This window comes from Microcella sp., from assembly GCF_051860105.1.
Classification (GTDB): domain Bacteria; phylum Actinomycetota; class Actinomycetes; order Actinomycetales; family Microbacteriaceae; genus Microcella.
The window spans coordinates 49,792-73,266 of record NZ_JBHYEO010000009.1; the positions used below are offsets into that span (position 1 = coordinate 49,792).

21 protein-coding genes are annotated in these 23,475 nt (G+C 70.6%); 12 read left to right on the plus strand and 9 right to left on the minus strand.

All coding sequences use genetic code 11. The annotated features are described in order from the left end of the window. The first annotated feature begins 89 nt into the window (after window positions 1–89). Both aceB and ACTIE9_RS06995 read left to right on the plus strand, forming a co-directional pair. Entirely contained in the window at window positions 90–1,727 is a 1,638-nt protein-coding gene (gene aceB, locus ACTIE9_RS06990; RefSeq protein ID WP_439564860.1) for a malate synthase A, read from the plus strand. 24 nt (window positions 1,728–1,751) lie between these two features. Next, entirely contained in the window at window positions 1,752–2,132 is a 381-nt protein-coding gene (locus ACTIE9_RS06995; protein WP_439564861.1) for a hypothetical protein, read from the plus strand. 12 nt (window positions 2,133–2,144) lie between these two features. On the opposite strand, the gene ACTIE9_RS07000 is transcribed toward ACTIE9_RS06995, so the two are convergent. Next, window positions 2,145–2,582, minus strand: a complete 438-nt coding sequence (locus ACTIE9_RS07000) for an Lrp/AsnC family transcriptional regulator (RefSeq protein WP_255160713.1) — start codon at window positions 2,580–2,582, stop codon at window positions 2,145–2,147. A 133-nt stretch (window positions 2,583–2,715) separates the two neighbouring features. On the opposite strand from ACTIE9_RS07000, the gene ACTIE9_RS07005 reads away from it, so the two are divergent. The 4 genes from ACTIE9_RS07005 to ACTIE9_RS07020 all read left to right on the plus strand — a co-directional run bounded on the left by ACTIE9_RS07005 (window position 2,716) and on the right by ACTIE9_RS07020 (window position 7,790). Further along, window positions 2,716–3,756, plus strand: a complete 1,041-nt coding sequence (locus ACTIE9_RS07005) for an iron ABC transporter substrate-binding protein (protein ID WP_439564862.1) — start codon at window positions 2,716–2,718, stop codon at window positions 3,754–3,756. A gap of 62 nt (window positions 3,757–3,818) precedes the next feature. Continuing rightward, window positions 3,819–5,423 carry an ABC transporter permease gene (locus ACTIE9_RS07010; RefSeq protein WP_439564863.1) on the plus strand — a complete coding sequence of 535 codons (1,605 nt, stop codon included), beginning with the start codon at window positions 3,819–3,821 and terminating at the stop codon, window positions 5,421–5,423. After that, the gene (locus ACTIE9_RS07015) at window positions 5,420–6,547 is read left to right on the plus strand and encodes an ABC transporter ATP-binding protein (RefSeq protein ID WP_439564864.1); all 1,128 of its coding nucleotides are present in this window, start codon (window positions 5,420–5,422) and stop codon (window positions 6,545–6,547) included. Before ACTIE9_RS07010 ends, ACTIE9_RS07015 begins: the two co-directional genes overlap by 4 nt. Before the next feature lie 25 nt (window positions 6,548–6,572). Further along, entirely contained in the window at window positions 6,573–7,790 is a 1,218-nt protein-coding gene (locus ACTIE9_RS07020) for a kynureninase (RefSeq protein WP_439564865.1), read from the plus strand. 5 nt (window positions 7,791–7,795) lie between these two features. Here the strand turns inward: ACTIE9_RS07020 and ACTIE9_RS07025 are convergent, their stop codons facing one another. From ACTIE9_RS07025 to ACTIE9_RS07035, 3 genes are read right to left on the minus strand one after another with little or no spacing between them, the layout of a single operon-like run. Then, window positions 7,796–8,650, minus strand: coding sequence for an ABC transporter permease (locus ACTIE9_RS07025; RefSeq protein ID WP_439564866.1), 855 nt, complete (start codon window positions 8,648–8,650; stop codon window positions 7,796–7,798). Continuing rightward, entirely contained in the window at window positions 8,647–9,624 is a 978-nt protein-coding gene (locus tag ACTIE9_RS07030; protein WP_439564867.1) for an ATP-binding cassette domain-containing protein, read from the minus strand. Before ACTIE9_RS07030 ends, ACTIE9_RS07025 begins: the two co-directional genes overlap by 4 nt. Before the next feature lie 29 nt (window positions 9,625–9,653). Next, window positions 9,654–11,555, minus strand: a complete 1,902-nt coding sequence (locus ACTIE9_RS07035) for an amylo-alpha-1,6-glucosidase (protein ID WP_439564868.1) — start codon at window positions 11,553–11,555, stop codon at window positions 9,654–9,656. A 153-nt stretch (window positions 11,556–11,708) separates the two neighbouring features. Between ACTIE9_RS07035 and ACTIE9_RS07040 the strand changes: the two genes are divergently transcribed. From ACTIE9_RS07040 to ACTIE9_RS07055, 4 genes are read left to right on the plus strand one after another with little or no spacing between them, the layout of a single operon-like run. Continuing rightward, a complete protein-coding gene (locus tag ACTIE9_RS07040; protein WP_439564869.1) occupies window positions 11,709–12,764 on the plus strand; it encodes a LacI family DNA-binding transcriptional regulator in 1,056 nt (351 codons plus the stop codon). A gap of 33 nt (window positions 12,765–12,797) precedes the next feature. After that, a complete protein-coding gene (locus ACTIE9_RS07045) occupies window positions 12,798–14,024 on the plus strand; it encodes a sugar ABC transporter substrate-binding protein (RefSeq protein WP_439564870.1) in 1,227 nt (408 codons plus the stop codon). 5 nt (window positions 14,025–14,029) lie between these two features. Beyond that, complete coding sequence (locus tag ACTIE9_RS07050; protein WP_439564871.1) at window positions 14,030–15,169, plus strand: carbohydrate ABC transporter permease; 1,140 nt, start codon at window positions 14,030–14,032, stop codon at window positions 15,167–15,169. Then, complete coding sequence (locus ACTIE9_RS07055; RefSeq protein WP_439564872.1) at window positions 15,166–16,071, plus strand: carbohydrate ABC transporter permease; 906 nt, start codon at window positions 15,166–15,168, stop codon at window positions 16,069–16,071. The genes ACTIE9_RS07050 and ACTIE9_RS07055 overlap by 4 nt, the downstream gene beginning before the upstream one ends. Before the next feature lie 40 nt (window positions 16,072–16,111). Here the strand turns inward: ACTIE9_RS07055 and ACTIE9_RS07060 are convergent, their stop codons facing one another. Genes ACTIE9_RS07060 through ACTIE9_RS07080 form a run of 5 tightly spaced genes read right to left on the minus strand, consistent with a single transcriptional unit; the run spans window position 16,112 to window position 20,753 of the window. Next, the gene (locus ACTIE9_RS07060) at window positions 16,112–17,059 is read right to left on the minus strand and encodes an SMP-30/gluconolactonase/LRE family protein (protein WP_439564873.1); all 948 of its coding nucleotides are present in this window, start codon (window positions 17,057–17,059) and stop codon (window positions 16,112–16,114) included. 2 nt (window positions 17,060–17,061) lie between these two features. Continuing rightward, a complete protein-coding gene (locus ACTIE9_RS07065) occupies window positions 17,062–17,799 on the minus strand; it encodes an SDR family NAD(P)-dependent oxidoreductase (RefSeq protein ID WP_439564874.1) in 738 nt (245 codons plus the stop codon). Further along, the gene (locus tag ACTIE9_RS07070) at window positions 17,796–18,749 is read right to left on the minus strand and encodes a hypothetical protein (protein ID WP_439564875.1); all 954 of its coding nucleotides are present in this window, start codon (window positions 18,747–18,749) and stop codon (window positions 17,796–17,798) included. Before ACTIE9_RS07070 ends, ACTIE9_RS07065 begins: the two co-directional genes overlap by 4 nt. An 18-nt stretch (window positions 18,750–18,767) precedes the next feature. Then, a complete protein-coding gene (locus ACTIE9_RS07075; RefSeq protein ID WP_439564876.1) occupies window positions 18,768–19,535 on the minus strand; it encodes a FadR/GntR family transcriptional regulator in 768 nt (255 codons plus the stop codon). Between the two features lie 18 nt (window positions 19,536–19,553). Continuing rightward, window positions 19,554–20,753 (minus strand): mandelate racemase/muconate lactonizing enzyme family protein, encoded by a 1,200-nt coding sequence (locus ACTIE9_RS07080; RefSeq protein ID WP_439564877.1) that lies wholly within the window; start codon window positions 20,751–20,753, stop codon window positions 19,554–19,556. A gap of 445 nt (window positions 20,754–21,198) precedes the next feature. Between ACTIE9_RS07080 and ACTIE9_RS07085 the strand changes: the two genes are divergently transcribed. Then, window positions 21,199–22,530, plus strand: coding sequence for an ABC transporter substrate-binding protein (locus ACTIE9_RS07085; RefSeq protein ID WP_439564878.1), 1,332 nt, complete (start codon window positions 21,199–21,201; stop codon window positions 22,528–22,530). Next, window positions 22,527–23,474 (plus strand): carbohydrate ABC transporter permease, encoded by a 948-nt coding sequence (locus tag ACTIE9_RS07090; RefSeq protein WP_439564879.1) that lies wholly within the window; start codon window positions 22,527–22,529, stop codon window positions 23,472–23,474. The genes ACTIE9_RS07085 and ACTIE9_RS07090 overlap by 4 nt, the downstream gene beginning before the upstream one ends. The last annotated feature ends 1 nt before the right edge of the window (window position 23,475 follow it).

The window sequence follows — 23,475 nt, forward strand, 5'->3', positions numbered from 1 at the left end:
CCCTGGTCCGCGGCGTGTCGACCTCGACACGCCGCGGGTGGGGTAGCGCCGTCCTTCATTTGTGCGTTCCCACCACACAGGAGATGACCATGACCACGACCTCCCTCACCATCAATGGCCCGATGCGGCCGCGCTACGACGAGATCCTGAACCCGGATGCTCTGGCCTTCGTCGAGCAGCTGCAGCACCGGTTCGCCGGCCGCCGCCACGAGCTGCTCGCCGAGCGCATGCAGCTGCGCTACGACCTCGGCAACGGCCGCGACCTGCGCTTCCTGCCCGAGACGGCATCCATTCGCGAGGACGCCGAGTGGCGCGTCGCCGGCGCCGGCCCCGGCCTCGAGAATCGTCGCGTCGAGATCACGGGCCCCTGTGACCCGAAGATGACGATCAACGCGCTCAACTCGCGCGCCAACGTGTGGCTCGCCGACCTGGAAGATGCGACGAGCCCGACGTGGGGCAACATCATCGAGGGGCAGCTGAGCCTGTTCGACGCGATCCGCGAGCGGCTCGAGCACACGAGCCCTGACGGCAAGCAGTACTCGGTGACCGCTGAGCGCACCCCGACGATCGTGATGCGCCCGCGCGGCTGGCACCTCGTCGAGAAGCACCTCGAGCACACCGACCGCAGCGGCCGCACCTACGCGGCGAGTGCGAGCCTCGTCGACTTCGGGCTGTACGCGTTCCACAACGCGCGCGAACTGATCCTGCGCGGCCGGGGGCCGTACTTCTACCTGCCGAAGCTCGAGAACCACCGCGAGGCCCGGCTCTGGAACGACGTGTTCACCTTCGCCGAGCAGCAGCTCGGGCTGCCGCACGGCACCATCCGTGCGACGGTGCTCATCGAGACCTTCCCGGCCGCGTTCGAGATGGACGAGATCCTCTACGAGCTGCGCGACCACTGCGCGGGCCTCAACGCGGGTCGGTGGGACTACGTCTTCTCGATCATCAAGAACTACCGCAACCGCGGCCAGCGCTTCGTGCTGCCCGACCGCGACCGCATCCTCATGACGCTGCCGTTCATGCGCGCCTACACCGAGCTGCTCGTCAAGACGGCGCATAAGCGCGGTGCCCACGCGATCGGCGGCATGAGCGCCTTCATCCCCAACCGGCGCAGCCCTGAGGTCACCGAGCGGGCGCTCGAGCGCGTGGCTGCCGACAAGCGCCGCGAGGCTCGCGACGGCTTCGACGGCTCGTGGGTCGCGCATCCCGATCTCATCCCAACGGCGCGCGCGGAGTTCGACGCGGTGCTCGCCGACCGCCCGAACCAGCTCGACCGGCAGCGCGATGACGTGCACGTGACGGCGCGCGACCTGCTCGACATCCGCTCGGCGGGCGGCGAGGTGACGCTCGCCGGTGTGCGCGCGAACGTGTCGATCACGGTGCGCTACCTCGAATCGTGGCTGCGCGGCGTCGGTGCCGCAGCGATCGACGACCTCATGGAAGACGCCGCGACGGCCGAGATCAGCCGCTCGCAGCTGTGGCAGTGGATGCACCAGGACCACCGCACCGTCGAGGGCGAGCAGATCACCCGCGAATTGGTCGAGGGGATGCTGACCTCCGTTCTCGAGGAACTACCGCGCCCCGAGGGCCACAAGCTGGAGGGGGCCGAGGAGGTCTTCCGCACGGTCACGCTGCAGGAGGACTTCCCGACCTTCCTCACGGTGCCCGCCTACGCGCGGTTCCTCGTCGAGCGCGAGGAGCCGGCGCTGCAGGCTGCCGCCGCGTAGTTCTGCTCACGTTATCCTCGGGAGATGGCGCCCACGCAACCGCTGACGACACGACGCCCCGGCCCCTTCGCGGTCGATGCGGCACTGATCGCTCTCGCGTTCGGAGTGTCGGTGCTCGTGTTCGCGGTAGCGCCATCTCCCGAGGTGTGCGCGCTCTCTCTGCCGACGCCCGGCCCGTGCACCCCGCCCGATCGGCAGCAGATCGCGCTCATCACGATCGTCAGCGTGCTCACGCTCGTGCTGGCCGGATCCATCGCCAACCACGTGTTGGCCGGTCGAGTTCGCGCGGTTGCTGTCGGCGCATCCATGATCGTCGCGTTCGCAGTCGGCCTGCTGGGGGCGAGCTCGCTTGCGTTCAGCTTCTGGATCATCCACCCGTTCTGGCAGCTCGGGCTGGCGGGTTAGCGAGTTCCTCCGCTACTGGTTGCGGCGGTCGATGAGCCTCGTGAGGATGATCGCGCTGCGCGTGTGGTCGACGTTCGGGGCGACGCGCACGCGCTCGAGAGCGTCTTCGAGCGAGGCGATGTCGCGCGAGCGGATGTGCACGATCGCGTCGGCGTCGCCCGTGACGGTTCCGGCGTCGACGACCTCGGGAACGGCCGAGAGGATGCGCCGCAGCTCGTCGGGCGCGACGGTGCCGCGGCAGAACAGTTCGACGTAGGCCTCGACGGCCATGCCGTCGACCGCGGGGTCGACCTGCACGGTGAACGAGCGGATGACCCCATCGCCGACGAGCCGGTCGACGCGCCGTTTCACGGCGGAAGCCGAGAGCCCGACCACATCGCCGATGTCGCCGTAGCCGGCGCGCGCGTTCTGCCGCAGCTGGTCGATGATGCGGTAGTCGATGGCATCCATGAGGGTGAGCGTAGCGCTCGGCCGGTGCCCAGCATCCGGTTTGGCGGTCGAGGTAAAGTAAGGCTAACCTTACCTGCGGCAGCGTCGCCGGGTCCCACCCTCTCTACTCCTCTGGAGCATCCCTCTCATGCGCATGACCGCACCCCTCTCGCTCACCGCCCTCGCCGCGACCGGTCTGCTGCTCGCCGGCTGCGCCGCGCCCGCGCCGACCGAGAGCGAGGCCCCGACCGAGCCGACCGCCGACGGCGCGTTCACGCTCTACTCGGGCCGCGACGAGGCCCTCGTGCAGCCGCTCATCGACCAGTTCGAGGCCGAGACGGGCATCGAGGTCGAGGTGCGCTACGGCAACACCGCCGAGCTCGGCGCACTGCTGCTCGAAGAGGGCGACGCGACGCCCGCCGACGTCTTCCTCTCGCAGGATGCCGGAGCGCTCGGCGCCCTCAGCCAGGCCGGGCTCTTCACGACCCTGCCCGCCGACATCACCGACGTGATCCCCGCCGGGTTCACCTCGACCGATGGCAGCTGGGTCGGCATCACCGGCCGCGCGCGCGTCGTCGTCTACGACGGCGAGCGGCTGACCGCCGACCAGCTGCCCGACACGATCGACGGCTACGTCGCCGACGAGTGGAACGGCCGCCTCGCCGTCGCCCCCACCAACGCGAGCTTCCAGTCGTTCGTCACCGCTCTGCGTGTGCTCGAGGGGGAGGAGCCGGCCGCCGAGTGGGTCGCGGCGCTCGCCGGCAACAGCCCGCAGATCTTCGAGGGCAACACGCCGATCTTGACCGCGGTCAACGACGGCGTCGTCGAGGCGGGGCTCATCAACCACTACTACTGGTTCCGTGCCGCCTCGGAGGTCGGGGCCGAGAACATGCGCGCCCAGCTGAAGTTCCTCGACGCGGGCGACGCGGGCTCGATCGTCAACGTGACCGGAGCGGGCATCTTGAACGGCTCGGCGACCGACGCCGACGCGCTCGAGTTCGTGCGCTACCTCGTCTCGCTCGAGGCGCAGACCTACTTCGTCGAGCAGACCTTCGAGTACCCGCTCCTGCGGGGCGTCGACGCCCCCGAGGGTCTGCCGAGCCTCGAGAGCCTGCTCACCCCCGAGCTCGACCTGAGCGACCTCGACGACCTCGCGACGACGCAGCAGCTGCTCGCCGACGCGGGCCTCATCTGAGTGCTCGGCGGGGGGACTTCGGTCTCTGCCGACCACCAGTCGAACCGTGATGCACTAGACGCATGACCATCGCGCCCGGGCGAGAACGCACGATCGTCGCGGGGGCTCCGGATGCCCGGATCGCCCCCGCGGCATCGTCGCGGTCGCCCGGCGCGCGGCGGGCGCCCCTCGCACTCGTGCTCGCCGCCGTCGTCGCGGCGGCCGCCGCGGCGATCCCGCTCGTTTACCTGCTGGTGCGGGCGGCAGAGTCGGGTGTTACCGCGATCATCGAGACCCTCGCGCGCGGGCGCGTTCTCGAGTACGCCGCGAACTCGCTCGGCCTCGCCGCGGCGACGACGGTGACGGCACTCGTGCTCGGCACGGCCGTGGCGTTCGTGCTCACGCGCGTGCGGGTGCCCTTCGCGCGCACCTGGCTGCTGATCTCGGCCTTGCCGCTCGCGGTGCCCTCATATCTCGCGGGCTACGGGTGGCTCGTGGCGTTTCCGGCCCTCAACGGGTTTCTGCCGAGCTGGCTGCTGCTCACAGCGGTCACCGTTCCGTATGTGACGCTGCCGGTCGCGGCTGCCCTGCGCGGAGCATCCGGCGACCTCGAGGGGGTCGCACGCACGCTGGGCCGTGGCCCGCTGCGGGCGTTTCTCGTGGCGACCTGGCCGAGCGTGCGTCCGGCCGCGATCGCCGGCTCGCTGCTCGTCGCCCTCTACGCGCTGAGCGACTTCGGACTCGTTGCGATGATGCGGTTTCCGACCCTGACGTGGGGCATCAACGCCGCCTACTCGGCGAGCTTCGACCGCGCGCAGGCGGCGACGCTCGCGCTGCTGCTCGTCGTGCTCGCGCTCGTCGTCGTGGCCGGCGAGCGGGCCGCGCGTCGCCAGCTGCCGCGTGCCGCCGCGCGGGCTGTCGCGCCCCGACCCGTCGGCCGCGGGATGCTGCTCTCGCAGCTGCCCGTCGTCGCCGTCGCCCCGCTCATCGGTGTGGCGGTGCCCCTGCTGGGCTTGCTGTCGCGCCTGCTCGAGGCGGCGACCCTGCGCGAGATCGACGTGCCACGGCTGCTCGAGGCGGTCGGCTCGACGGTCGGGGTCGCCGTGGTCGCGGCGCTGCTCACTGTCGTGCTCGCGCTGCCGATCGCGGCGCTCGCCGCCCGCCACCGCGGCCGCCTCGTCACCGCGATCGAGTCGGTGGGTTACCTCGGGCACGCGCTGCCCGGCATCGTCGTGGGGCTCTCGCTCGTGTTCTTCTCGCTCGCGGTCGTGCCGGCGCTGTACCAGAGCATCGCCGTGCTCGTGTTCGCCTACGCCGTGCTCTTCATGCCGAAGGCGATCGGCACGATGCGCGCCGGCCTCGGCGACGTGCCGCCGCGGCTCGTGGCCGTGGCCCGCACGCTCGGCATGTCGCCGCTGCAGGCGTGGTGGCGCGTGACGGTTCCGCTCGCGCTGCCGAGCGTCGGCATCGGCGCCCTGCTGGTTGCCATCGCGACCATGAAAGAATTGCCGGCGACGCTGCTGCTGCGCCCGACCGGGGTGCAGACGCTCGCCACCGAGCTGTGGAACCGCACGGTGGTGTTCGAGTTCGGCGCCGCGGCCCCCTACGCGGCACTGCTCGTGCTCGTCGCGGCGGTGCCCGCGGTGATCTTGGCGGGTGTGCGCAGTTCAGCCAAGGAGGAGTTGTGAGCGACCTCGTCGTCGATGGTGTGAGCGTGACCCACGGGTCGACGCTGGCGGTCGACGACGTCTCGCTGAGCATCCGCAGCGGTGAGCTCGTGGCGGTGCTCGGCCCCTCCGGATGCGGCAAGACCACGCTGCTGCTCTCGATCGCCGGGCTGCTGCCCGTGCAGACCGGAACGATCACGATCGGCGACCGCGAGATCTCGCGCCCCGGCCGCACGGTCGCACCCGAGAAGCGCGGCGTGGGCTGGGTGCCGCAAGAGGCCTCGCTGTTCCCTCACCTGTCGGTCGGCGAGAACATCGGTTTCGCGGTGCCGCGTGGTCGCGGGGCACGAGGGCAGTCGCGTGCCTTCCACTCCGAAGTTGTGGAAGGCACAGGCACGGGTCACACCGCCCCCTCGACGCGCGCCGCCCGAATCGCCGAGCTCGCGCAGCTCGTCGGCCTCGGCGACCTCACCGGCCGCGCGCCCAACCAGCTCTCAGGCGGGCAGGCGCAGCGCGTCGCGCTGGCCCGCGCGCTCGCCCCGCGCCCCGACCTGCTGCTGCTCGACGAGCCCTTCGCCGCCCTCGACACCCAGCTGCGCACGGGACTGCGCCGCGAGGTCGCCGAGCTGCTGCGCCAACAGGGCACGACGTCGCTGCTCGTCACGCACGACCAGGAGGAGGCACTGACGCTCGCCGACCGCGTAGCCGTGCTGCGCGACGGGCACCTCGAGCAGTTCGGCACGCCGGAGGAGATCTACCAGCAGCCCGCGAGCGACTGGGTCGCTTCGTTCGTCGGCGACGTCGTCGAGCTGCCCGGCCAGTGGCGCGGCGGCCGCGTGCTGTGCGCCCTCGGCTCGGTCGAGGCCTCGGCCGTGGGCTTCACGCCTGCCGACGGTGACACCGTGCGGCTCATGCTGCGCCCCGAGTGGATCGTGCCGCGCCCCGACCTGCTCGCGGCGGCGGCCGCGGGCGCCGACGCGCGCGTCGCGAGCATCTCGTACGCCGGGCATGACGCCATGATCACGGCCGACCTCGTCGACGGCCCCTCCGTGCTGCTGCGCATGGCCGCGGTCGAGCTGCCCGAGGTCGGCGACGACGTGCGGCTCGCGGTGCAGCGCCCCGGCCTCGCGTTCGCGGCCGCGTAGCCGAGCCCGCGGCTAGGCTCGCGGCATGACTGCCAACCCCGCCGAACTGCGCGCTCGCGCCGCCGTGCTCGACGCCGCCGATCCGCTCGCCGCGCACGTCGCGCACTTCGTGCCCGGTGACGATCTCGTCGCCTACCTCGACGGCAACTCGCTCGGGCGCCCGGTGGCGAGCGTGCCCGCCGCGCTCGAGCACTTCGTGCGCACGGAGTGGGCCGGGCGGCTCATCCGCGGCTGGGACGAGCTGTGGCTCACCCGCCCCGCCGAGCTGGGCGACCGCATCGGGGCGGCGTGCCTCGGCGCAGCATCCGGTCAGACGATCGTGGCTGACTCGACGAGCGTGCTCATCTTCAAGCTGCTGCGGGCTGCGATCGCCGCCAGACCGGGCCGTGACGAGCTCGTCATGCTGAGCGACGAGTTCCCGACCGACCGCTTCATCCTTGAACGGCTGGCCGACGATCACGGGCTGACGGTGCGGTGGGTGGATGCTCCGCTCGACGCCGGCATCACCCCCGAGCTCGCCGCCCAGGTCGTGGGCCCGCGCACCATCGCCGCGCTGTTCAGCGGGGTGGCCTACCGCAGCTCGTGGTGGGCTGACATGCCGGCGGTGACGGCGGCGGTGCAGGCGTCGGGCGCGCTCATGATCTGGGACTGCTCGCACGCGGTCGGGTCTGTGCCGCTCGAGCTCGACGCCTGGGGCGTGGACTACGCCGTGGGCTGCTCGTACAAGTACTTGAACGGCGGCCCGGGCGCCCCGGCCTGGGCGTACGTCGCCGCGCGGCACCACGCAACACTGCGCAACCCGATCCCCGGCTGGCTCGGGGCGGCCGCGCCGTTCTCGATGACCGAGGGCTACTCGCCGGCGCCGGGCGTGGGCTCGCTCGTGAGCGGCACCCCGCCCATCCTGAACATGGTGGCGCTCGGCGAGATGCTCACGCTCATCGAGTCGGCCGGCATCGCGGCGATTCGCGAGAAGTCGATCGCGCTGACGAGCTATGCGATCGAGCTCGTCGACACGCTCATCCCGGCGGCGACGGTCAGCACGCCGCGCGATGCCGCCCGCCGCGGCAGCCACCTGACGATCGACCACCCGAACTCAGCGGTCGCGGTCGAGCGGCTCTGGTCACAGGGCGTCATCCCCGACTTCCGCCACCCGAGTGGCGTGCGCATCGGACTCTCACCGCTCAGCACGAGCTTCGCCGAGGTCGAGCGCGGCATCCGCGCCCTGAGCGAGGCGCTCGCCTAACTCCGCTATCGCGACAGCGATGCGAACTTCCGGATCGACAGCGGCACGAACACCGCGAGCAGCACCGTGACGCCGATGAGCACCGTGGCGATCGGGTTCTGCGCCGTCCAGGCGTCGCCGACGGGCGTGCCGGGCGGCACGTTGCCGAAGAGCTCGCGAGCCGACTGCACGAGGGCCGAGACGGGGTTCCACTCGGCGAAGATGCGCAGCGGCTCCGGCAGCCGCTCGCTCGGCACGAACGCGTTCGAGATGAACGTGAGCGGGAAGAGGATCAAGAACGAGGCGTTGTTGATGATCTCGGGGCTCTTGACCGACATGCCCAGGAACGCCATGACCCACGAGAACGCGTAGGCGAACAGCAGCAGCAGGGCGACGCCGGCGAGGAACTCGAGCGGCGACGAGTTGACCCGCCAGCCGACGGCGAGCCCCGTGAGCATCATCACGATCATCGAGAGCGAGTTGATGACGAGGTCGCCGTTCGTGCGCCCGACGAGCACGGCGGCGCCGCTCATCGGCAAAGTGCGGAACCGGTCGATGATGCCGTCTTTCAGGTCTTGCGCCATCGCCGCACCCGAGTAGGTCGACCCGAACACGACCGTCTGCGCGAAGATTCCGGCCATGAGGAATGACTCGTAGCCGTCGCCGGGAATCTCGATCGCGGCGCCGAAGACGTACGTGAACAGCAGCACGAACATGATCGGCTGAATGAGGCTGAACAGCAGGATCTCCGGCACGCGGATGATCTTCATGAGGTTGCGCCACGTGGTGACCCATCCGTCGCTGAGGAATCGCGAGACCGCGCTGCCGGGCACCGGCTGCAGGGTTCGGGATGCTGCGCTCGTGGTCGTCGTCGCGCTCATGCCGCACTCTCCGTGGTCTCGTCAGTCTCAGCGGTGTGGCCGGTCAGTTGGAGGAAGACGTCGTCGAGGGTCGGACGCCGCATGCCGGCGTCGTGCAGGGCGATTCCCGCGGTCGAGGCGGCGGCCATGATGGCCGCGAGGGCGGCGGGGCCGTCGGTCACGGGCACGACCCAGGTGCGCCCGCCCGTCACGATGGGCTCGCCGGTGCCGTGGCTCGCGAGCAGGCTGCGCACAGCATCCCCATCGGCCTCGTCGACGACAGTGAGAGCAACCCGCTGCCCGCCGACCGAGGCCTTGAGCTGGTCGGCCGTGCCCTTCGCGATGACCCGCCCGTTGTCGATGACCGAGATGGAGTCGGCGAGGCGGTCGGCCTCTTCGAGGTACTGCGTCGTCAGCAGCACCGTCGTGCCGTCGCTCACGAGGGTCTCGATGACGTCCCACAGGCCGATGCGGCTGCGCGGGTCGAGGCCCGTCGTGGGTTCGTCGAGGAAGAGCACGGGGGGCTTGATGACGAGAGCGCCGGCGAGGTCGATGCGCCGGCGCATGCCGCCCGAGTAGCCCTTGACCGGGCGGTTCTGCGACTCGACGAGGTCGAACAGCTCGATGAGCTCGGTCGCGCGCTGCCGCGCGACCTTCGCGCCCAGGTGGTAGAGCCGGCCGACCATCATGAGGTTCTCGAGGCCCGTGAGGTTCTCGTCGACCGCCGCGTACTGGCCGCTGGCCCCGATCATGCGGCGGATCGACTGCGGGTCGGCGAGCACGTCGACGCCGTCGATCACCGCGCGACCGGAGTCGGGCGAGATCAGCGTGGTCAGCACCTTGACGGTGGTCGTCTTGCCGGCGCCGTTCGGGCCGAGCAGCGCGGTGACGGTGCCCTGCGGCACCTCCAGATCGAGGCCGTCGAGCGCGCGCACGACGGGCGCGCCCTTCGGCGTGTAGGTCTTGACGAGCCCGCTCGCCTCGATGAATGCCATGCGCGGGATGCTACCCGCCTCGGGTGACCTCAGGCCGGGCGGTCGACGGTGGCGTGCAGCACCGCGACGGCCGCCGCCGCCGACCAGGCCTGCGGGCGGCAGGATGCCGGGTAGGGCACGGGGCGGGCCGTACTGCTGGCGGGGTCGCCCGAGTGCAGCTCGGGCATCCGGAACCCGAACGATTCGGCGGCGCGCAGGAGGCCCTCGGCGAGCGAGGCCGCGACCGCGTGGTGGCCGTCGCGGGCGAGACCCGTGATGGCGATGGCGGTGTCGTGGGTCCAGACCGAGCCGCCGTGGTAGCTGAGCGGCCAGTAGCCGACCGAGTCGGTCGACATCGTGCGCAGGCCGTAGCCGGAGTCGAGCTCGGGCGAGCCGAGGCGGGCGGCGACGAGCGCCGACTGCTCGGCGTCGAGCAGGCCCGTACCGAGCAGGTGCCCGAGGTTGCTCGTGACGGTGTCGACGGGGCGCTTCTGCGCGTCGAGCGCGATGGCCGGGTAGGGGCCGAGCGGCCCGGTGGTGGCGGGGTCGGTGACCCAGAACCGCTCGTGGAACGCCGCGCGCAGGCGACCCGCCCAGGCGCGCCAGTCGTCGCCGCCGGGCCGGTCGAAGGCGTCGAGCAGCGCCGCGCCGCCCATGGCGGCCTCGTAGGCGTAGGCCTGCACTTCGCACAGCGCGATCGGCCCCTCGGCGAGGGAGCCGTCGCGCCACTGCACGCTGTCGCCCGAGTCCTTCCAGCCCTGGTTGGCGAGGCCGTGCCCGGTCAGGTCGATGTACTCGAGCAGCCCATCGTCGTCGGCGTCTCCCTCGTCGCGCATCCACGCGAGCGCCGCCTCGAGGGGGGGCAGCAGCGCGCGCACCTCGTCGTCGGCGAGCCCCGCGCGCCACGCGTCGTGCAGCAGGCACACCCAGAGCGCGGTCGCGTCGACGGTGCCGTAGTAGAGCGGCGGCAGGGTGACGTCGTCGTCGATGACGAGCGACTGCCGACGCAGCTCGTGCATGATCTTGCCGGGCTGCTCGGCGGTGGAGGCGTCGTGGCCGGTGCCCTGCAGTCGGGCGAGCACCCGCAGGGTGTCGCCCGCGAGCCGGGTGCCGAGGGACAGCATCATGCGCGCCGCCCACAGCGAGTCGCGGCCGAAGAGGGTGAAGAACCAGGGGGCGCCGGCGGCGAGGAACTGCTGATCGGGATGCCCGACCACCGTCAGCCGCAGCGCGTCGAGGTCGGTCAGCGCGCGGTCGACCCAGCGCGTGAGGCGGGGGTCGGCGACGCTCGTGTCGGCGCGCCCCCACGGCACCGGGCCGGTCGCACCGCGCACGACGCTGATCGCGTCGGCGGCGTCGAGGCGCCAGCTGACGCTGACCGAGCCGCGCGGCGGCACGACGACGTCGCCGCTCAGCAGCAGCCCGCCGGGGCGCTCGGCGATGCGCAGCCCGTCGGTCGTGAGGGTCACGGTCACGTGCTCGCCCGACCACTGCGCGCGGTCGCCGTCGACGGTGAGACCCGTCGCGGGCGCACCGGGCATGCCCTGCTTGATCAGGTCGATGAGCGAGGCATCCACATCGATCTCGATCTCGACGCTCGTCGCGATCGACTCGGGGTGGCGCGTGGTGATCGTGAGCGTCTCGGTGCACCCGTCGATGTCGACGGCGCGGTCGATGCGCATCCGCACTCCGGGGTCGGGGGTGGGGTCGTCGAGGTGCCGCAGGAGGGCGTCGATCGAGACGCGGTCGGCGGTCGAGCCGGCCGTGACGAGGTGCTCGGCGGTCGCGCCGCCGATGCGGACGCGCAGGCCGCGCACGACGCGCACGTCGGAGTGCGTGATGCCGTGGATGGCCGCCCCGCCGATCGATCCGTCGTGCGCCGACCACACCTGGGTCGGTGCGCGCATGACCACGAGCTCGTCGTGGAGGAGGGGCTGCAGAAAGTGAGTCACGGGCGTCGAGCCTCCGGGCCGTCTGGGCGGGTCGGTGCCGAACGGGGTTGACACCGATGTCGTCGTGAGCAACACTACAGAATAATTTGATCGATCAAAATGCCGGAACGCCCGAGGTTCCGAGGATCGACGACACCACCAAAGGAGGCGGTCATGGAGCGGATGCCGACCGTCGACGACGTGGCCGCCGCCGCCGCCGTCTCGCGGCAGACCGTCTCGAACGTGCTCAACGCTCCTGAGATCGTGCGCGAATCCACCCGGGTGCGGGTGCAGGAGGCGATCGACCGCCTGGGCTACCGCCCCCACGCCTCCGCCCGACGCTTGCGCACGCGCGCCTCGTCGACGATCGGGCTTCGGCTCGACCCCTTGCGCGACGGCATCTCGGGCGCCGTGCTCGACCGCTTCGTGCACAAGCTCGCCGAGCAGGCCGACGCCCGGGGCCTGCGCGTCATGATCTTCACCGCCAACGGGGCGGAAGACGAGCTCGCCCACATCCGCCGCCTGCGCGACGGCAGCGACATCGACGCCTTCGTGCTTATCGCGACCTTCCACGGCGACCCGCGCATCTCGTGGCTCATCGAGCATGACGTGCCCTTCGTCTCGTTCGGCCGGCCGTGGGGCTCGACCGACGACGACCCGCGGCACCGCTGGGTCGACGTCGACGGGCGCGCGGGCGTGCGCGACACCACCGAGCATCTGCGGGCGAACGGCGCGCGCCGGGTCGGCTACATCGGCTGGCCGAGCCCCTCGGGCACGGGCGACGAGCGCCGCGCGGGCTGGGAAGAGGCGTGCGGCTTCGACGAGCGCGATCGCCAGCGCTACCAGATCGTGACGGTCGACGGCGTCGATGAGGGAGTGCGATCGGCACGCGCGCTGCTGGCGCTGGATGCTCCGCCCGACGCGATCGTGTGCGCGAGCGACTCGCTCGCCCTCGGCGCGCGCATGGCGGCCGACGCCGCGGGACTCATCGACCTGCCCGTCGTCGGCTTCGACAACACCCCCGTCGCGGCCGCGGTCGGGCTCTCGAGCATCGACCAGCCGCTCGACGAGGTCGTCGCGACCGCACTCACCCAGCTCTTCGGCCCGACGGGCGGCACCGTCAGACCGAACCCAGACAGCAACGAGGAGCCGACGAATCGGCTCCTCGTGCCTCGACTTGTCGAACGCCGGTCTAGCCACCGTGCGCTCGGCGAGATCACCGGTGCCTGAGGCTCCGGCAATCACTCATCGAAAGGAATCATCGTGAGGACATCACAATGGGGCGCAGCGGCTCTCGCCGCTGGGCTCGTCGTCACTCTAGCGGCGTGCGCGCCCGCAGACGAGGGCGGCGAGGCGCAGACCGGCCAAGAGCTCACCATGCTCATCGGCTCGAGCGGCGACGCCGAGACGACGGCGGTGCAGGAGGCGGCCGACGCGTGGGCGGCCGAGACCGGCAACACGGTCGAGGTCATCGCCGCGAGCGACCTGGTGCAGCAGCTCGGCCAGGGCTTCTCGGGCAACAACCCGCCCGACCTGTTCTACATGCCGTGGGACCAGTTCCAGACCTACGCGGCCCAGGGCTTCCTCGAGCCCTACGCGGAAGACCTCGCCAACGCCGACGACTTCCTCCCCGCCCTGCGCGAGCAGTTCAGCTACGACGGGCAGTTCTACTGCGCGCCGAAAGACTTCTCGACGCTCGGGCTGCAGATCAACACCGAGGCGTGGGAGGCCGCAGGGCTGACCGACGCCGATGTGCCGACCGACTGGGACCAGCTCGCGACCGTCGCGGCCGCTCTGACCACTCCCGAGCAGGTCGGCCTCTCGATGGGTCGTGAGTACGCTCGCGTGGGCGTCTTCATGAACCAGGCGGGCGGAACGCTCGTCGACGGCGACGCGATCTCGGCCGACAGCGCCGAGAACGCTGAAGGGCTCGCGTACCTGCAGGGCCTGATCGCTGACGGCTCGCTCAAGTTCCCGCAAGAGCTCGAGGCGGGCTGGGGCGGCGAGGCCTTCGGTCTCGGCAAGGCGGCGATGGTCATCGAGGGTCCGTGGATCAACGGGGCCATGCGCAACGACTTCCCCGACCGCCAGTTCATCTCGGTCGAGCTGCCCGCCGGCCCCGGCGGACCGTCGACCTTCGCGTTCAGCAACTGCTGGGGCATGCCGGTCGGCTCGGAGACGCGTGACGCGACCCTCGATCTGATCGAGTTCCTCACGAGCGACGAGCAGCAGCTGGCGTTCGCCGAGGCCTTCGGGGTCATCCCGTCGACCGAAACGGGCTCGGCCGCCTACGCGGAGCAGTTCCCCGAGAACGCCGCCTTCGTCGCCGGTGTCGCCTCGGCTGTCAGCCCCGTCGCCTTCCAGGGCGCCGCGGCAGCGCTCGCCGACTTCAACACCCAGCTCGAGCAGATCGGCAGTGCTGAGCCCTCGGCGCTGCTGACCCCGCTGCAGGAGAACCTGCAGGCCGCGCTCGACGAGGCGAACGGATAACTACTGTGGCCTTGCGTGCCGCAGCACGGCCTCGTCGCGGCGGAGGAATCCGCCGCGGCGAGGCCCGCGCGGGCTGGCTGTTCATCGCGCCCGCCGTCATCATCACGGTGGTGTTCCTCGTGATCCCCATCGCGCTCGCCTTCTGGGTGAGCCTCAGCGACTGGAACGGCTTCCAGTCGCCCCTCAACCCCCGCGTCAACTTCGTCGGGCTCGAGAACTACGCCGCCATCACCGTCGATGACGGCCTCGACCAGCAGAACTTCGGCACGGCCGTGCGCAACAACCTCTACTACGTGCTCTTCGTCGTGCCGCTGCAGACGATCATCGCCCTGCTGCTCGCCGTGCAGGTCAACCGCGCGGCGCTGCGCGGTCGCGGCTTCTTCCGCACGGCGTTCTACTTCCCGTCGGTGACGAGCACCGTCGCGATCGTGATCGTCTTCCAGTTCTTGTTCACCGCATCCGGCGCCGTCAACGCCGTGATCGGAGCCCTCGGCATCGACGGGCCCGACTGGTTCAACGACTCGACGGGCATCTTCCATGGTCTGCTGAGCACGGTCGGCATCACCGAGCCGAGCGGCCTGCTCGCCGAACCCGGGTTTCTCGGCATCTCGGGCTGGGAGTGGCTCGCCGGCCCCTCGGTCGCGATGAGCTCGCTGATCATGCTCGCGATCTTCACGACCTCGGGCACGTTCATGCTGCTCTTCCTCGCCGCGCTGCAGAGCATCGGCGCCGAGATCGACGAGGCCTCGCTCATGGACGGCGCCGGCCCGGTGCGCAAGTTCTTCTCCATCACCGTGCCGATGCTGCGCCCGACGCTGTTCACCGTGCTCACCCTCGGGCTCATCGGCTCGTGGCAGGTCTTCGACCAGATCTACGTGCTCGGCGGCACCTCGGCGGGCGGCACGATCTCGACCCCGGCCTACCTGGCCTACCGATCGTCGTTCGTCGACCTCGAGTGGGGCCAGGGGGCGGCGATCGCGTTCATCCTGTTCCTGTTCATCATCGTGCTCACGCTGCTGCAGCGCTGGGCGCTCGCCGAACGCGGGCCGCGCAAGCGAAAGCCGGCGGCGACGAGCTCGCCACCGACGGCGGGCGACAGCGCAGCATCCGCCACCGCCTTCACCGTGGATGGAGGACTGCGATGACCGCCACGACCCCCGCGCTCGCGGGTGCCGCAGCCGAGCCGCCGCGGTCGTTCCGGCGCCGCAAGGTGCTCGGAGGGCGCGCGCGCACGACGATGCTGCTCAGCTACCTGATCCTCATCGGGCTCGCGCTCGTCTACATCTACCCGTTCATCATCTCGATCTCGGCGTCGTTCAAGACCGACGCCGAGGCGACGCAGGATGCCCTGGGCCTGATTCCTCAGACGATCACCTTCGCGGCCTACGAGCGGCTGTTCGGCGATGTGCCGTTTCCGCTGTGGGCGGGCAACACCCTGCTTATCGCGACGATCGTCACGGTCGGGCGCGTGTTCTTCGACTCGCTCGCGGGCTATGCGCTGTCGCGCCTGAAGTTCCGCGGCCGCACGACGGTGTTCGTCGCCTTCATCGCGATCTTGTCGGTGCCGGGCGTCGTGCTCCTGATTCCGCGGTTCCTCATCCTGCAGCAGCTCGGGCTGTACGACACGTACGGGGGCATGATCATCCCGCTGCTGTCGACCGCGGCGGGGGTGTTCATCATGAAGCAGTTCTTCGACTCGATCCCGGTGAGCATCGAAGAGGCGGCGCGCATCGACGGCGCCGGCACGTTCCGCACGTTCTGGACGATCGTGCTGCCCATGGCGCGGCCCGCGCTCGTGACGCTGTTCATCCTGTCGTTCCAGGGCTCGTGGAACGAGCTCGGCCACTTCATCGTGTCGCGGCAGAGCCCCGAGCTGAACACGCTCACGACGGGTGTCGCCTCGCTCGTGTCGGGCCAGTTGGGCTCAGGCAACCAGTTCCCGCTGCAGCTCGCGGCGGCGGTGCTCATGACCATCCCGGTCGCGATCCTCTTCTTCATCTTCCAGAAGCGCATCATGAACACGACCGAGGGCGGCGAGAAGGGGTAGCGGTCTCGGCAGCGTCGTGCGGCCTCGGCCTCGCCCTGGCTCAGGGCAGGTCGAGGCTGTTCAGGTCGAGTAACTCGATGCGGCCGGTGTCGACGCGCATCGCGAGGTCTTCGTCGAGGCTCGCCATGGCCACGGCGATGCGAGGGCCGTCGGGGTGCGCCGGGTTGACGAGCGCGGGGTTGACGAGCGCGGGGTCAGACACGACGGCGCAGTCGTAGACCCCGAGCGGGCCGGCTCCGGGCCCGGCCTCGATCGGCTCGGCGCGGTAGACGATCGCGGGCTCCGCATCCGGCCCCGCCTCGCGGTCGTCGCTGGAGACCGGGGCGAGGCGCGCGAGGGCGCCGGCGAAGGCGAGCGCGACGTAGACGGTGCCGTCGGGCGCGATCGACAGCCCGTCCGGTCCGCTGCCCGCGGCGAACCGCCCACGCGATGTGACCTCGTTGTCATGTGACATCAGCGACACACGGTCGGCGAAGGTCTCGGCCACCAGCAGGGCGCCGCTCGCGTCGCGCTCGCAGCCGTTGGGGAAGACGAAGACGGATGCCGTGATCGAGACGGCGCCGTCGGGTGACACCCGCACGAGCGGCGAGGGCATCGGCTCGTCGTGCTCGGGGTCGAAGCCGTAGCCGCCGACCCACGCGGTGCCGTCGGGGTCGACGTGCATGTCGTTCGCGGAATGCGTCATGACGGCGGCGAGGTCGGCATGCACGGTCACCGCCGTCGCACGCCCCGACTCGACCCGCGCCCGCAGCACGCGGCGCTGCTCGCAGTCGACGACGAGCAGATCGCCCGGGCCCTCCGGCCCGTCGGGAAGCCAGCCGAGCCCACCGGGCACGGTTGGTCCGCCACCGGCGGCATCGAGCACGACCGATGCTGGCGAGCCCGGCACCCAGCGCATCACGCGCGACCGGAACATGTCGCTGAACCACAGCGCGCCGTCGCGCCAGCGCAGTGCTTCGGGGAAGCCGAGGCCGTCGAGCGTCGTCATGATCAGAACGTCATGGTGAGACCGCCGTCGACGGTCACCACCTGGCCGGTCGTGTAGGTGTTGTCACGCGACGAGAGGAACTCGACGACGGGGGCGATCTCGGCGGGCATCGCCGCGCGGCCCAGCGGTAGCTTGCCGCTCGCCACATACTGCTGGCGGAATGCGTCGGTGTCGGTCTCATCGGTGCCGTCGGGCAGCAGGCTCATGCGCGTGCGCACGAAGCCGGGCGCGACGGCATTGGCGAGCACGCCGTGCGCCGCGAGGTCGAGCGCGGCCGAGCGCGTCGCCGCCTCGAGGCCGGCCTTCGACACGTCGTACGCGAGGCAGCCGGGCTGCGCCTGCCGCGCGTGCACGCTCGTGATCGTGACGATGCGCCCGAAGCCCTGCGCGGCCATGCCCGGCGTGAGCAGGCGCATGAGGTCGAGCGGGGCATCGAGGTTGACGGCCCACACCGCGCGCCAGTCGTCGAATCCGCTGTCGTGGATGGACCCCTGCCGGAAGATGCCGGCGACGGTGACGAGCACGTCGACACCGCCCAGGCTCTCGGCCGCGATCGCCGCGCCGCGCGCGCGGGCCTCGGGGTCGGCGAGATCGGTGATCACGACATCCTGGCCGTCTTCGCGATCGAGGCCGATGACGCGGTCGCCGCGGGCCCGCAGGCGCTCGGCGATCGCCGCGCCGATGCCGTTGGCCGCGCCGGTGACGATGGTGCGCAGTGCCGAATCAGCAGGGGCGGTCATGGTTCCTCCATCGGTCGGGGGTGGTCGGGGGCGGTTGCAGGGTTGGGGTGGGATGCCCACCGCACGCTGAGCGCGGCCCCCCACTCGAGCGAGCCGCCGGGCGGCAGCCGCACGAGGCCCTCGTCGAGCGCGGTGCCGGCGCCGTGCGGGGTCGACGTCGGTTCGATGCCGAGCGCGACGACCTGCCCGTTCCACGGCTGCTCGGTCGAGACCCCGAGCTCCTCCCAGAGCAGCGCGTGGGGCAGGGCGGAGCCCTGCCATTCGACGGTCACCGCCACGTGCGCGCCATGCGCGCCGATGCGCTGGGGGTGCACGGCCGCGAGCCCGGTGACGCGCGCGGGGGTCGCCCGGTCGACGGTCGTCCAGCGGTCGGCCGGCTCTCCCGGCCACGCCGTGGGCGAGCCCTCAGGCAGGCCCGCGTAGTCGAGCGGCCGCAGCAGGGCCGAGGAGGGCACGCCGAGGGTCAGGGGCCCGGCGAGCACGTCGCCGCCGAGGATGAGGTGCTCGGCGATGACGAGCACGCGCGTCTCAGCCCCGGCGTTGTGCACGCGCGTGGCGACGGCCGCGCCGTCGTCGGTGAGCCGCCAGACGCGCTCGGCGCTCAGCCCGTCGCGGTCGGCCCAGCCGAGAGCGACGGTGTCGGCAGTGCGCGCCACGTCGAGCCACGGCGCCTGCGAGGCAGCCCCGTGAAACCCTTCGGGTGGGGTCGCGGCAGGGTTGGGCTGGCCCGCCGTGGGGAAGCACAGCTGCCAGCCGCCGCGCCAGCGGGCGACCCAGGTCGATTCATCCGCCGCCGGCCGGGCCCCGGGCAGCACTGCCGAGCCCCACGGCGTCGCGGCGAGCACGGGCCGCCCGTGCACGAGCAGGTCGAGCAGCACGCCGCCTTCGTCGGGCAGCACGACCGCGCTGATGCCGCCGCGCTCGAGGCGCACGGCCGGTTGAGCGGTCATCCGGAGGCTCGTGAGAGGTCAGGCAGTGCTCGCGCCATCGCGCTGCTCGCTGAGGGCTTTGATGAGCGCGTTCTTTCCGTCGAGCACGACGTGCAGCATGGCGTCGGCGGCCTTCTCGCCGTTGCCGCCGTTGATCGCGCGGAAGACGGCGGCGTGGGTCTCGGCGTCTTCGTGGAAGACCTCGTCGTCGGCCGCGGTCGCCTGCTGCACCGTGAACGAGGCGTACATGAAGTCGGCGACGACGCTGCCGAACTGGCGCAGCAGCACGTTGTGCGAGGCCGCGTAGATGGCGAGGTGGAACTCGACGTCGGCGTGCGCGTAGCCTTCGCGGTCGGTCGCGTTGGCGACCATGCCGGCGAGAGCGTCGTCCATGCGTCGCAGGTCGTCCATCGATGCCCGGCCAGCGGCGAGCCGGGCGGCCGCGGGTTCCATGATCTGCCGCACCTCGACGAGGTTGCGCATGATCTCGTCGCCGCGCCCGACCTCGGTGTGCCAGCGCAGGATGTCGCTGTCGAAGACGTTCCAGTTCTCGGGCTGGCGCACGCGCGTGCCGATCTTCTGGCGGATATCGACGAGGCCCTTCGCGGCGAGCACACGCATGCCCTCGCGCACCGAGGTGCGCGAGACGCCGAACTGCTCGGTGAGCTCGGCCTCTTTCGGCAGGAAGTCGCCCGGGGCGTAGGTGCCGCCGATGATCTGGCGGCCGACGCCGTCGATGACCCGGCCCTGCAGCCCGCGCATGGAGTAGCCAGCACCGCGATCGACCTCAGCAACGATCTCTGCCACGAGCCACCCTCCTTGCCCCTAGACGACGTGACTCACCTTATGCGGCACCTCGGGGCTCGTGTACACCCGCTCGTGATCGATCGAGATCTCGACGTGCCGCAGGTAGGGCGTCAGACCCGCCAGATCGACCTCGATGCCGAGGCCGGGGGCATCCGGTGCACGCACTTCGCCGTTGGCGTCGAGCTCGATGTGGTTGCTCGAGATGGCGAGCGCGACGGGCTTCGGCTCGACGGGGTACTCGCAGATGCGGTGATCGGCGAGGCCGGCGAACGGCTGAATCGAGGCCGAGAGGGCGAGGTGCGAGGTGAAGGTGTGGTTGACGTAGGTGACGCCGTGGCGCACCGCGTGATCGGCGACGGCCTTCGAGGGGCCGATGCCGCCGATGCGGGCGGCATCGACCTGGATGAACCGCACGCCGCCGTAGTCGATGAGGTTCGTGGCCATGTGCACGGTGTGGGCGCCTTCGCCGCCGGCGATGCCGACCGTGCGGGTGCGCGAGGCGAGGGCGGCGTGCGCGACGAAGGCGTGCGGCACGAAGGGCTCTTCGAGCCAGGTGGCGTGCGCCTGCTCGAGCGCGTCGAGGCGGGCGATCGCCGCGTCGACGTCGTCGCCCCAGATCTGGCCGGCATCGATGAGCAGCTGGGCGTCGTCGCCGAGGCCTTCGCGGGCGGCGGCCACGTGGTCGGCGTCGGCGGCGGCCGTGCCGGTGCCGTAGCTGCCCCAGCCGAACTTGACGGCGCGGAACCCGTTGCTGCGGGCGAGGCGGGCGCGATCGAGCGTCTCTTGCGGGGTGTCACCCATGAGCATCGAGGCGTAGGGCAGCTTCGCGTGGTTCTGGCTGTAGCCGAGCAGTCGCCACACGGGCTCGTCGCGCACCTTGCCGAGCAGATCCCACAGCGCGATCTCGATGCCCGACCAGGTGTGGCCGGCTTGCAGGAGGTCCATGCTGTTGCGGCCGACGAGGCGCGCGATGCGGTGGATGTCGTCGGGGCCGTCGAGCCGTTCGCCGATGACGGATGCCGACACCGGCTGGCACACGCCGTGAGAGCGCGGGGTCACGAACGCGGCGATGGAGGTCAGCGGCGATGCCTCGCACTCGCCCCAGCCGACGTGGCCATCAGCGACCACTCGGACAAGGAGGGCATCCTGACTGCCGTCGGCCTCGAGGGTGACCTCGGGCATCGATGCGTAGAAGAAGTCGACGGAGTCGATATTCATGTGCCGTGTGCCGCCTTCGCGATGATGGAGGGGTGATGCGTGCTCCCCGCGCGGGGGAATCGGGCTCTCACCCGTGACCGCCACCGCGCGATGCACCGTTACATCATACGTTACACCCGCGAATCGGCATCGGCACGGTAACAATTTCGCATACGGCCTTGCGCGAGGCGCGTCTAGGTATGATGTAATGACTCAACGCCGCGGCTCCAGCCGTGTTGCGAAGAAACGGGACGATGATGTCGCAGATGCTCCAGAGCCCCCCGGCTGCCGCCGGCGCTCGCCTGCGTGCCTCCCGCCTTCGCCCCTCTCGCCCTTCGGCGGGCCACCTCGCCCGCCCGAAGCTCGCCGCACCATCCACGGCCCGGCGACGTGCCGTGCGTGTGCGCGCGATTCCCGAAGCGGCCGGGGCCACCCGACCGTGTGCTCCGATTGGAAGGACACAGCAATGAAGACACGAAAGGTAGCGGCAATCGTCGCGACCGTCGGCCTGGTTGCCGGTCTCGCCGCGTGCGCGCCGACCGACACCGCTGCCGAGGGCGACCAGACCCTCCTGGTCTGGGACACCGGCATTCTCGGCCGCACCCTCGAGAGCGGGGAACCGGATCTCGAGAACTCGTTCCTCGACCAGATGGCGGTCGCGTTCGAGGAGGCCAACCCCGGTGTGGACATCGAGGTCGTTCAGCAGGGTGGCGACATCAGCTCGGCCGCCGCCCAGTTCCAGGCCGCATCGATCGCCGGCAACGGCCCCGACATCCGTGTGCAGTACGCGGGCGGCCCGACGATCTCGTTCGGTGACTTCTTCACCGACCTCGATGAGCTCATCGCCCCCGAGGTTCTCGACAACCTCGCCGGTGTCAACGTGAACCGTGAGGGCTTCTCGGCCGACGGCCGCCTGCTCGGCATGCCGTACGGTGCGGGCAACCTCTTCACGGTCTTCCAGAACCACGCCGTGCTCGAAGAGGCGGGGCTCGATCCTGCCGATCCGCCCACGACGTGGGAGGAGTTCCTTGCCAACGGCCAGCAGGTCGTCGACAACACCGACAAGAACGGCATGTGGGTCGCGAACCTCGAGGGCTATGTCGGTGCGTGGATGATCTCGGCGCTCGTCGGCGGTCAGCTCGGCGAGTCGGTCTTCACCCAGATGTACGCCGGCGAGATCCCGGTCGACGACCCGGCCATGGTGCGCGCCTACGAGGCGTTCGCCGAGTGGGGCGCGAGCGGACTCACCAACCCCGACGCCGGCCAGGTGTCGAACGGCGAGTCGACCGCGGGCTTCGTCAACGGCAGCAGCGCCTACTACCTCGTCGGTAGCTGGGAGAACAACAACATGCTCGACGCCTTCGGCGAAGACGGCGTGAGCTCGTTCTTCATCCCGACGCTCGAGGGCTCCGACTTCCCGGCAATGGGTGCGGGTGGCCCGGAGATCGCGCTGTCGATCACGGAGTACTCGGAGAACAAGGAGCTCGCCGCTGAGTTCCTGACGTTCCTCGCTCAGGCGGAGAACCAGGACGTGTTCGTCGAGCTCTACCAGACGCAGGGCTCGAACCACGTCGACGGCGACGCGTCGAAGATCGAGAACCCGCTGCTGCGTCAGCAGTTCGAGCAGCTCGCCGAGGCGACCGACGGCGTCACGTTCGCCTTCGACAGCGTCATGCCGCAGGCCACGATCGACCTGTTCTACCGCGTGAACGCCGGTGTCTTCATCGGCAACATCACGCCGGAAGACGCGGTCGCGCAGCTCAAGGCGTCGTACGAAGCTGAGATCGCGAACCAGTGACCTCAGCAGCTCTGACCTCGCGCGTGGGCGCCGCTTCGGCGGCGCCCACGGGCGGGGCCCCCGCCCCCCGCAAGCCCGGAGGCATCCGCCGGCGTGACCGCATCATCGGTCTGCTCGCGGTGCTTCCGGCCTTCCTCGTCGTGGTCGGCTTCATGGCCTTCCCCGTCGCTTTCGCTCTCTTCATCTCGTTCACCCGCACCAACGGCCTGACGTTCGAATGGCGATGGTTCGAGAACTACATCGCCCTGTTCAACGACCCGATCGTGCGTCAGGTCTTCCTCAACAACCTGACGTTCCTCATCTCGGTGCCCCTCGTCATCTTCGCGGCGCTCATCGTCTCGGTGCTGCTCTTCGAGCGGGTGCGGGGCTGGAAGTACTTCCGCGTCATCTTCTTCCTGCCGAACGTGCTCTCGGTGGCGGTCATCGGCATCATGTTCCGCAACGCCTTCGGCTTCTACGGTGGCGTCAACCAGGCGCTCGGCCTCTTCGGTGTCGAGCCCATCCAGTTCTTCACCAACGGCACGACCGCGATCGCGATCATCATCCTCGCGCTCGTCTGGGCCGGGTTCGGCTACCAGTCGCTGCTGCTGCTCGCCGGCCTGACTGCGATCAACCCCGCCGTGTTCGAGGCTGCGGCCATCGATGGCGCCGGCTGGTGGAAGCGCCTCTGGTACATCACGCTGCCGAACATCCGTCGCGTGCTGGGCTTCGTGTTCATCATCAACGTGATCTACACGTTCGCATCGTTGTTCGGGTTCATCTACGTGATGACGGCGGGTGGCCCGGGCTTCGACACCACGACGATCGACTACCTCGTGTTCTTGCGCGCGTTCTCGAGCACCAACCTCGGTTCGGGTGCGGCGCTCGCGGTCATCCTCTTCCTCTTCATCGGCATCCTCACCCTGATTCAGAACAGGGTGTTCAGGCTCGGGGAGGAGGACTGAT

What these genes read in the sequence shown, in the direction of transcription:
- ACTIE9_RS07020 (WP_439564865.1), top strand. Translation starts at nt 6,573, where the DNA reads ATGACTGCCAACCCCGCCGAACTGCGCGCTCGCGCCGCCGTGCTCGAC.
- ACTIE9_RS07060 (WP_439564873.1), bottom strand. Translation starts at nt 17,059, where the DNA reads ATGACGACGCTCGACGGCCTCGGCTTCCCCGAAGCACTGCGCTGGCGC.
- ACTIE9_RS07055 (WP_439564872.1), top strand. Translation starts at nt 15,166, where the DNA reads ATGACCGCCACGACCCCCGCGCTCGCGGGTGCCGCAGCCGAGCCGCCG.
- ACTIE9_RS06995 (WP_439564861.1), top strand. Translation starts at nt 1,752, where the DNA reads ATGGCGCCCACGCAACCGCTGACGACACGACGCCCCGGCCCCTTCGCG.
- ACTIE9_RS07065 (WP_439564874.1), bottom strand. Translation starts at nt 17,799, where the DNA reads ATGACCGCCCCTGCTGATTCGGCACTGCGCACCATCGTCACCGGCGCG.
- ACTIE9_RS07025 (WP_439564866.1), bottom strand. Translation starts at nt 8,650, where the DNA reads ATGAGCGCGACGACGACCACGAGCGCAGCATCCCGAACCCTGCAGCCG.
- ACTIE9_RS07000 (WP_255160713.1), bottom strand. Translation starts at nt 2,582, where the DNA reads ATGGATGCCATCGACTACCGCATCATCGACCAGCTGCGGCAGAACGCG.
- ACTIE9_RS07070 (WP_439564875.1), bottom strand. Translation starts at nt 18,749, where the DNA reads ATGACCGCTCAACCGGCCGTGCGCCTCGAGCGCGGCGGCATCAGCGCG.
- ACTIE9_RS07085 (WP_439564878.1), top strand. Translation starts at nt 21,199, where the DNA reads ATGAAGACACGAAAGGTAGCGGCAATCGTCGCGACCGTCGGCCTGGTT.
- ACTIE9_RS07030 (WP_439564867.1), bottom strand. Translation starts at nt 9,624, where the DNA reads ATGGCATTCATCGAGGCGAGCGGGCTCGTCAAGACCTACACGCCGAAG.
- ACTIE9_RS07005 (WP_439564862.1), top strand. Translation starts at nt 2,716, where the DNA reads ATGACCGCACCCCTCTCGCTCACCGCCCTCGCCGCGACCGGTCTGCTG.
- ACTIE9_RS07010 (WP_439564863.1), top strand. Translation starts at nt 3,819, where the DNA reads ATGACCATCGCGCCCGGGCGAGAACGCACGATCGTCGCGGGGGCTCCG.
- ACTIE9_RS07040 (WP_439564869.1), top strand. Translation starts at nt 11,709, where the DNA reads ATGGAGCGGATGCCGACCGTCGACGACGTGGCCGCCGCCGCCGCCGTC.
- aceB (WP_439564860.1), top strand. Translation starts at nt 90, where the DNA reads ATGACCACGACCTCCCTCACCATCAATGGCCCGATGCGGCCGCGCTAC.
- ACTIE9_RS07080 (WP_439564877.1), bottom strand. Translation starts at nt 20,753, where the DNA reads ATGAATATCGACTCCGTCGACTTCTTCTACGCATCGATGCCCGAGGTC.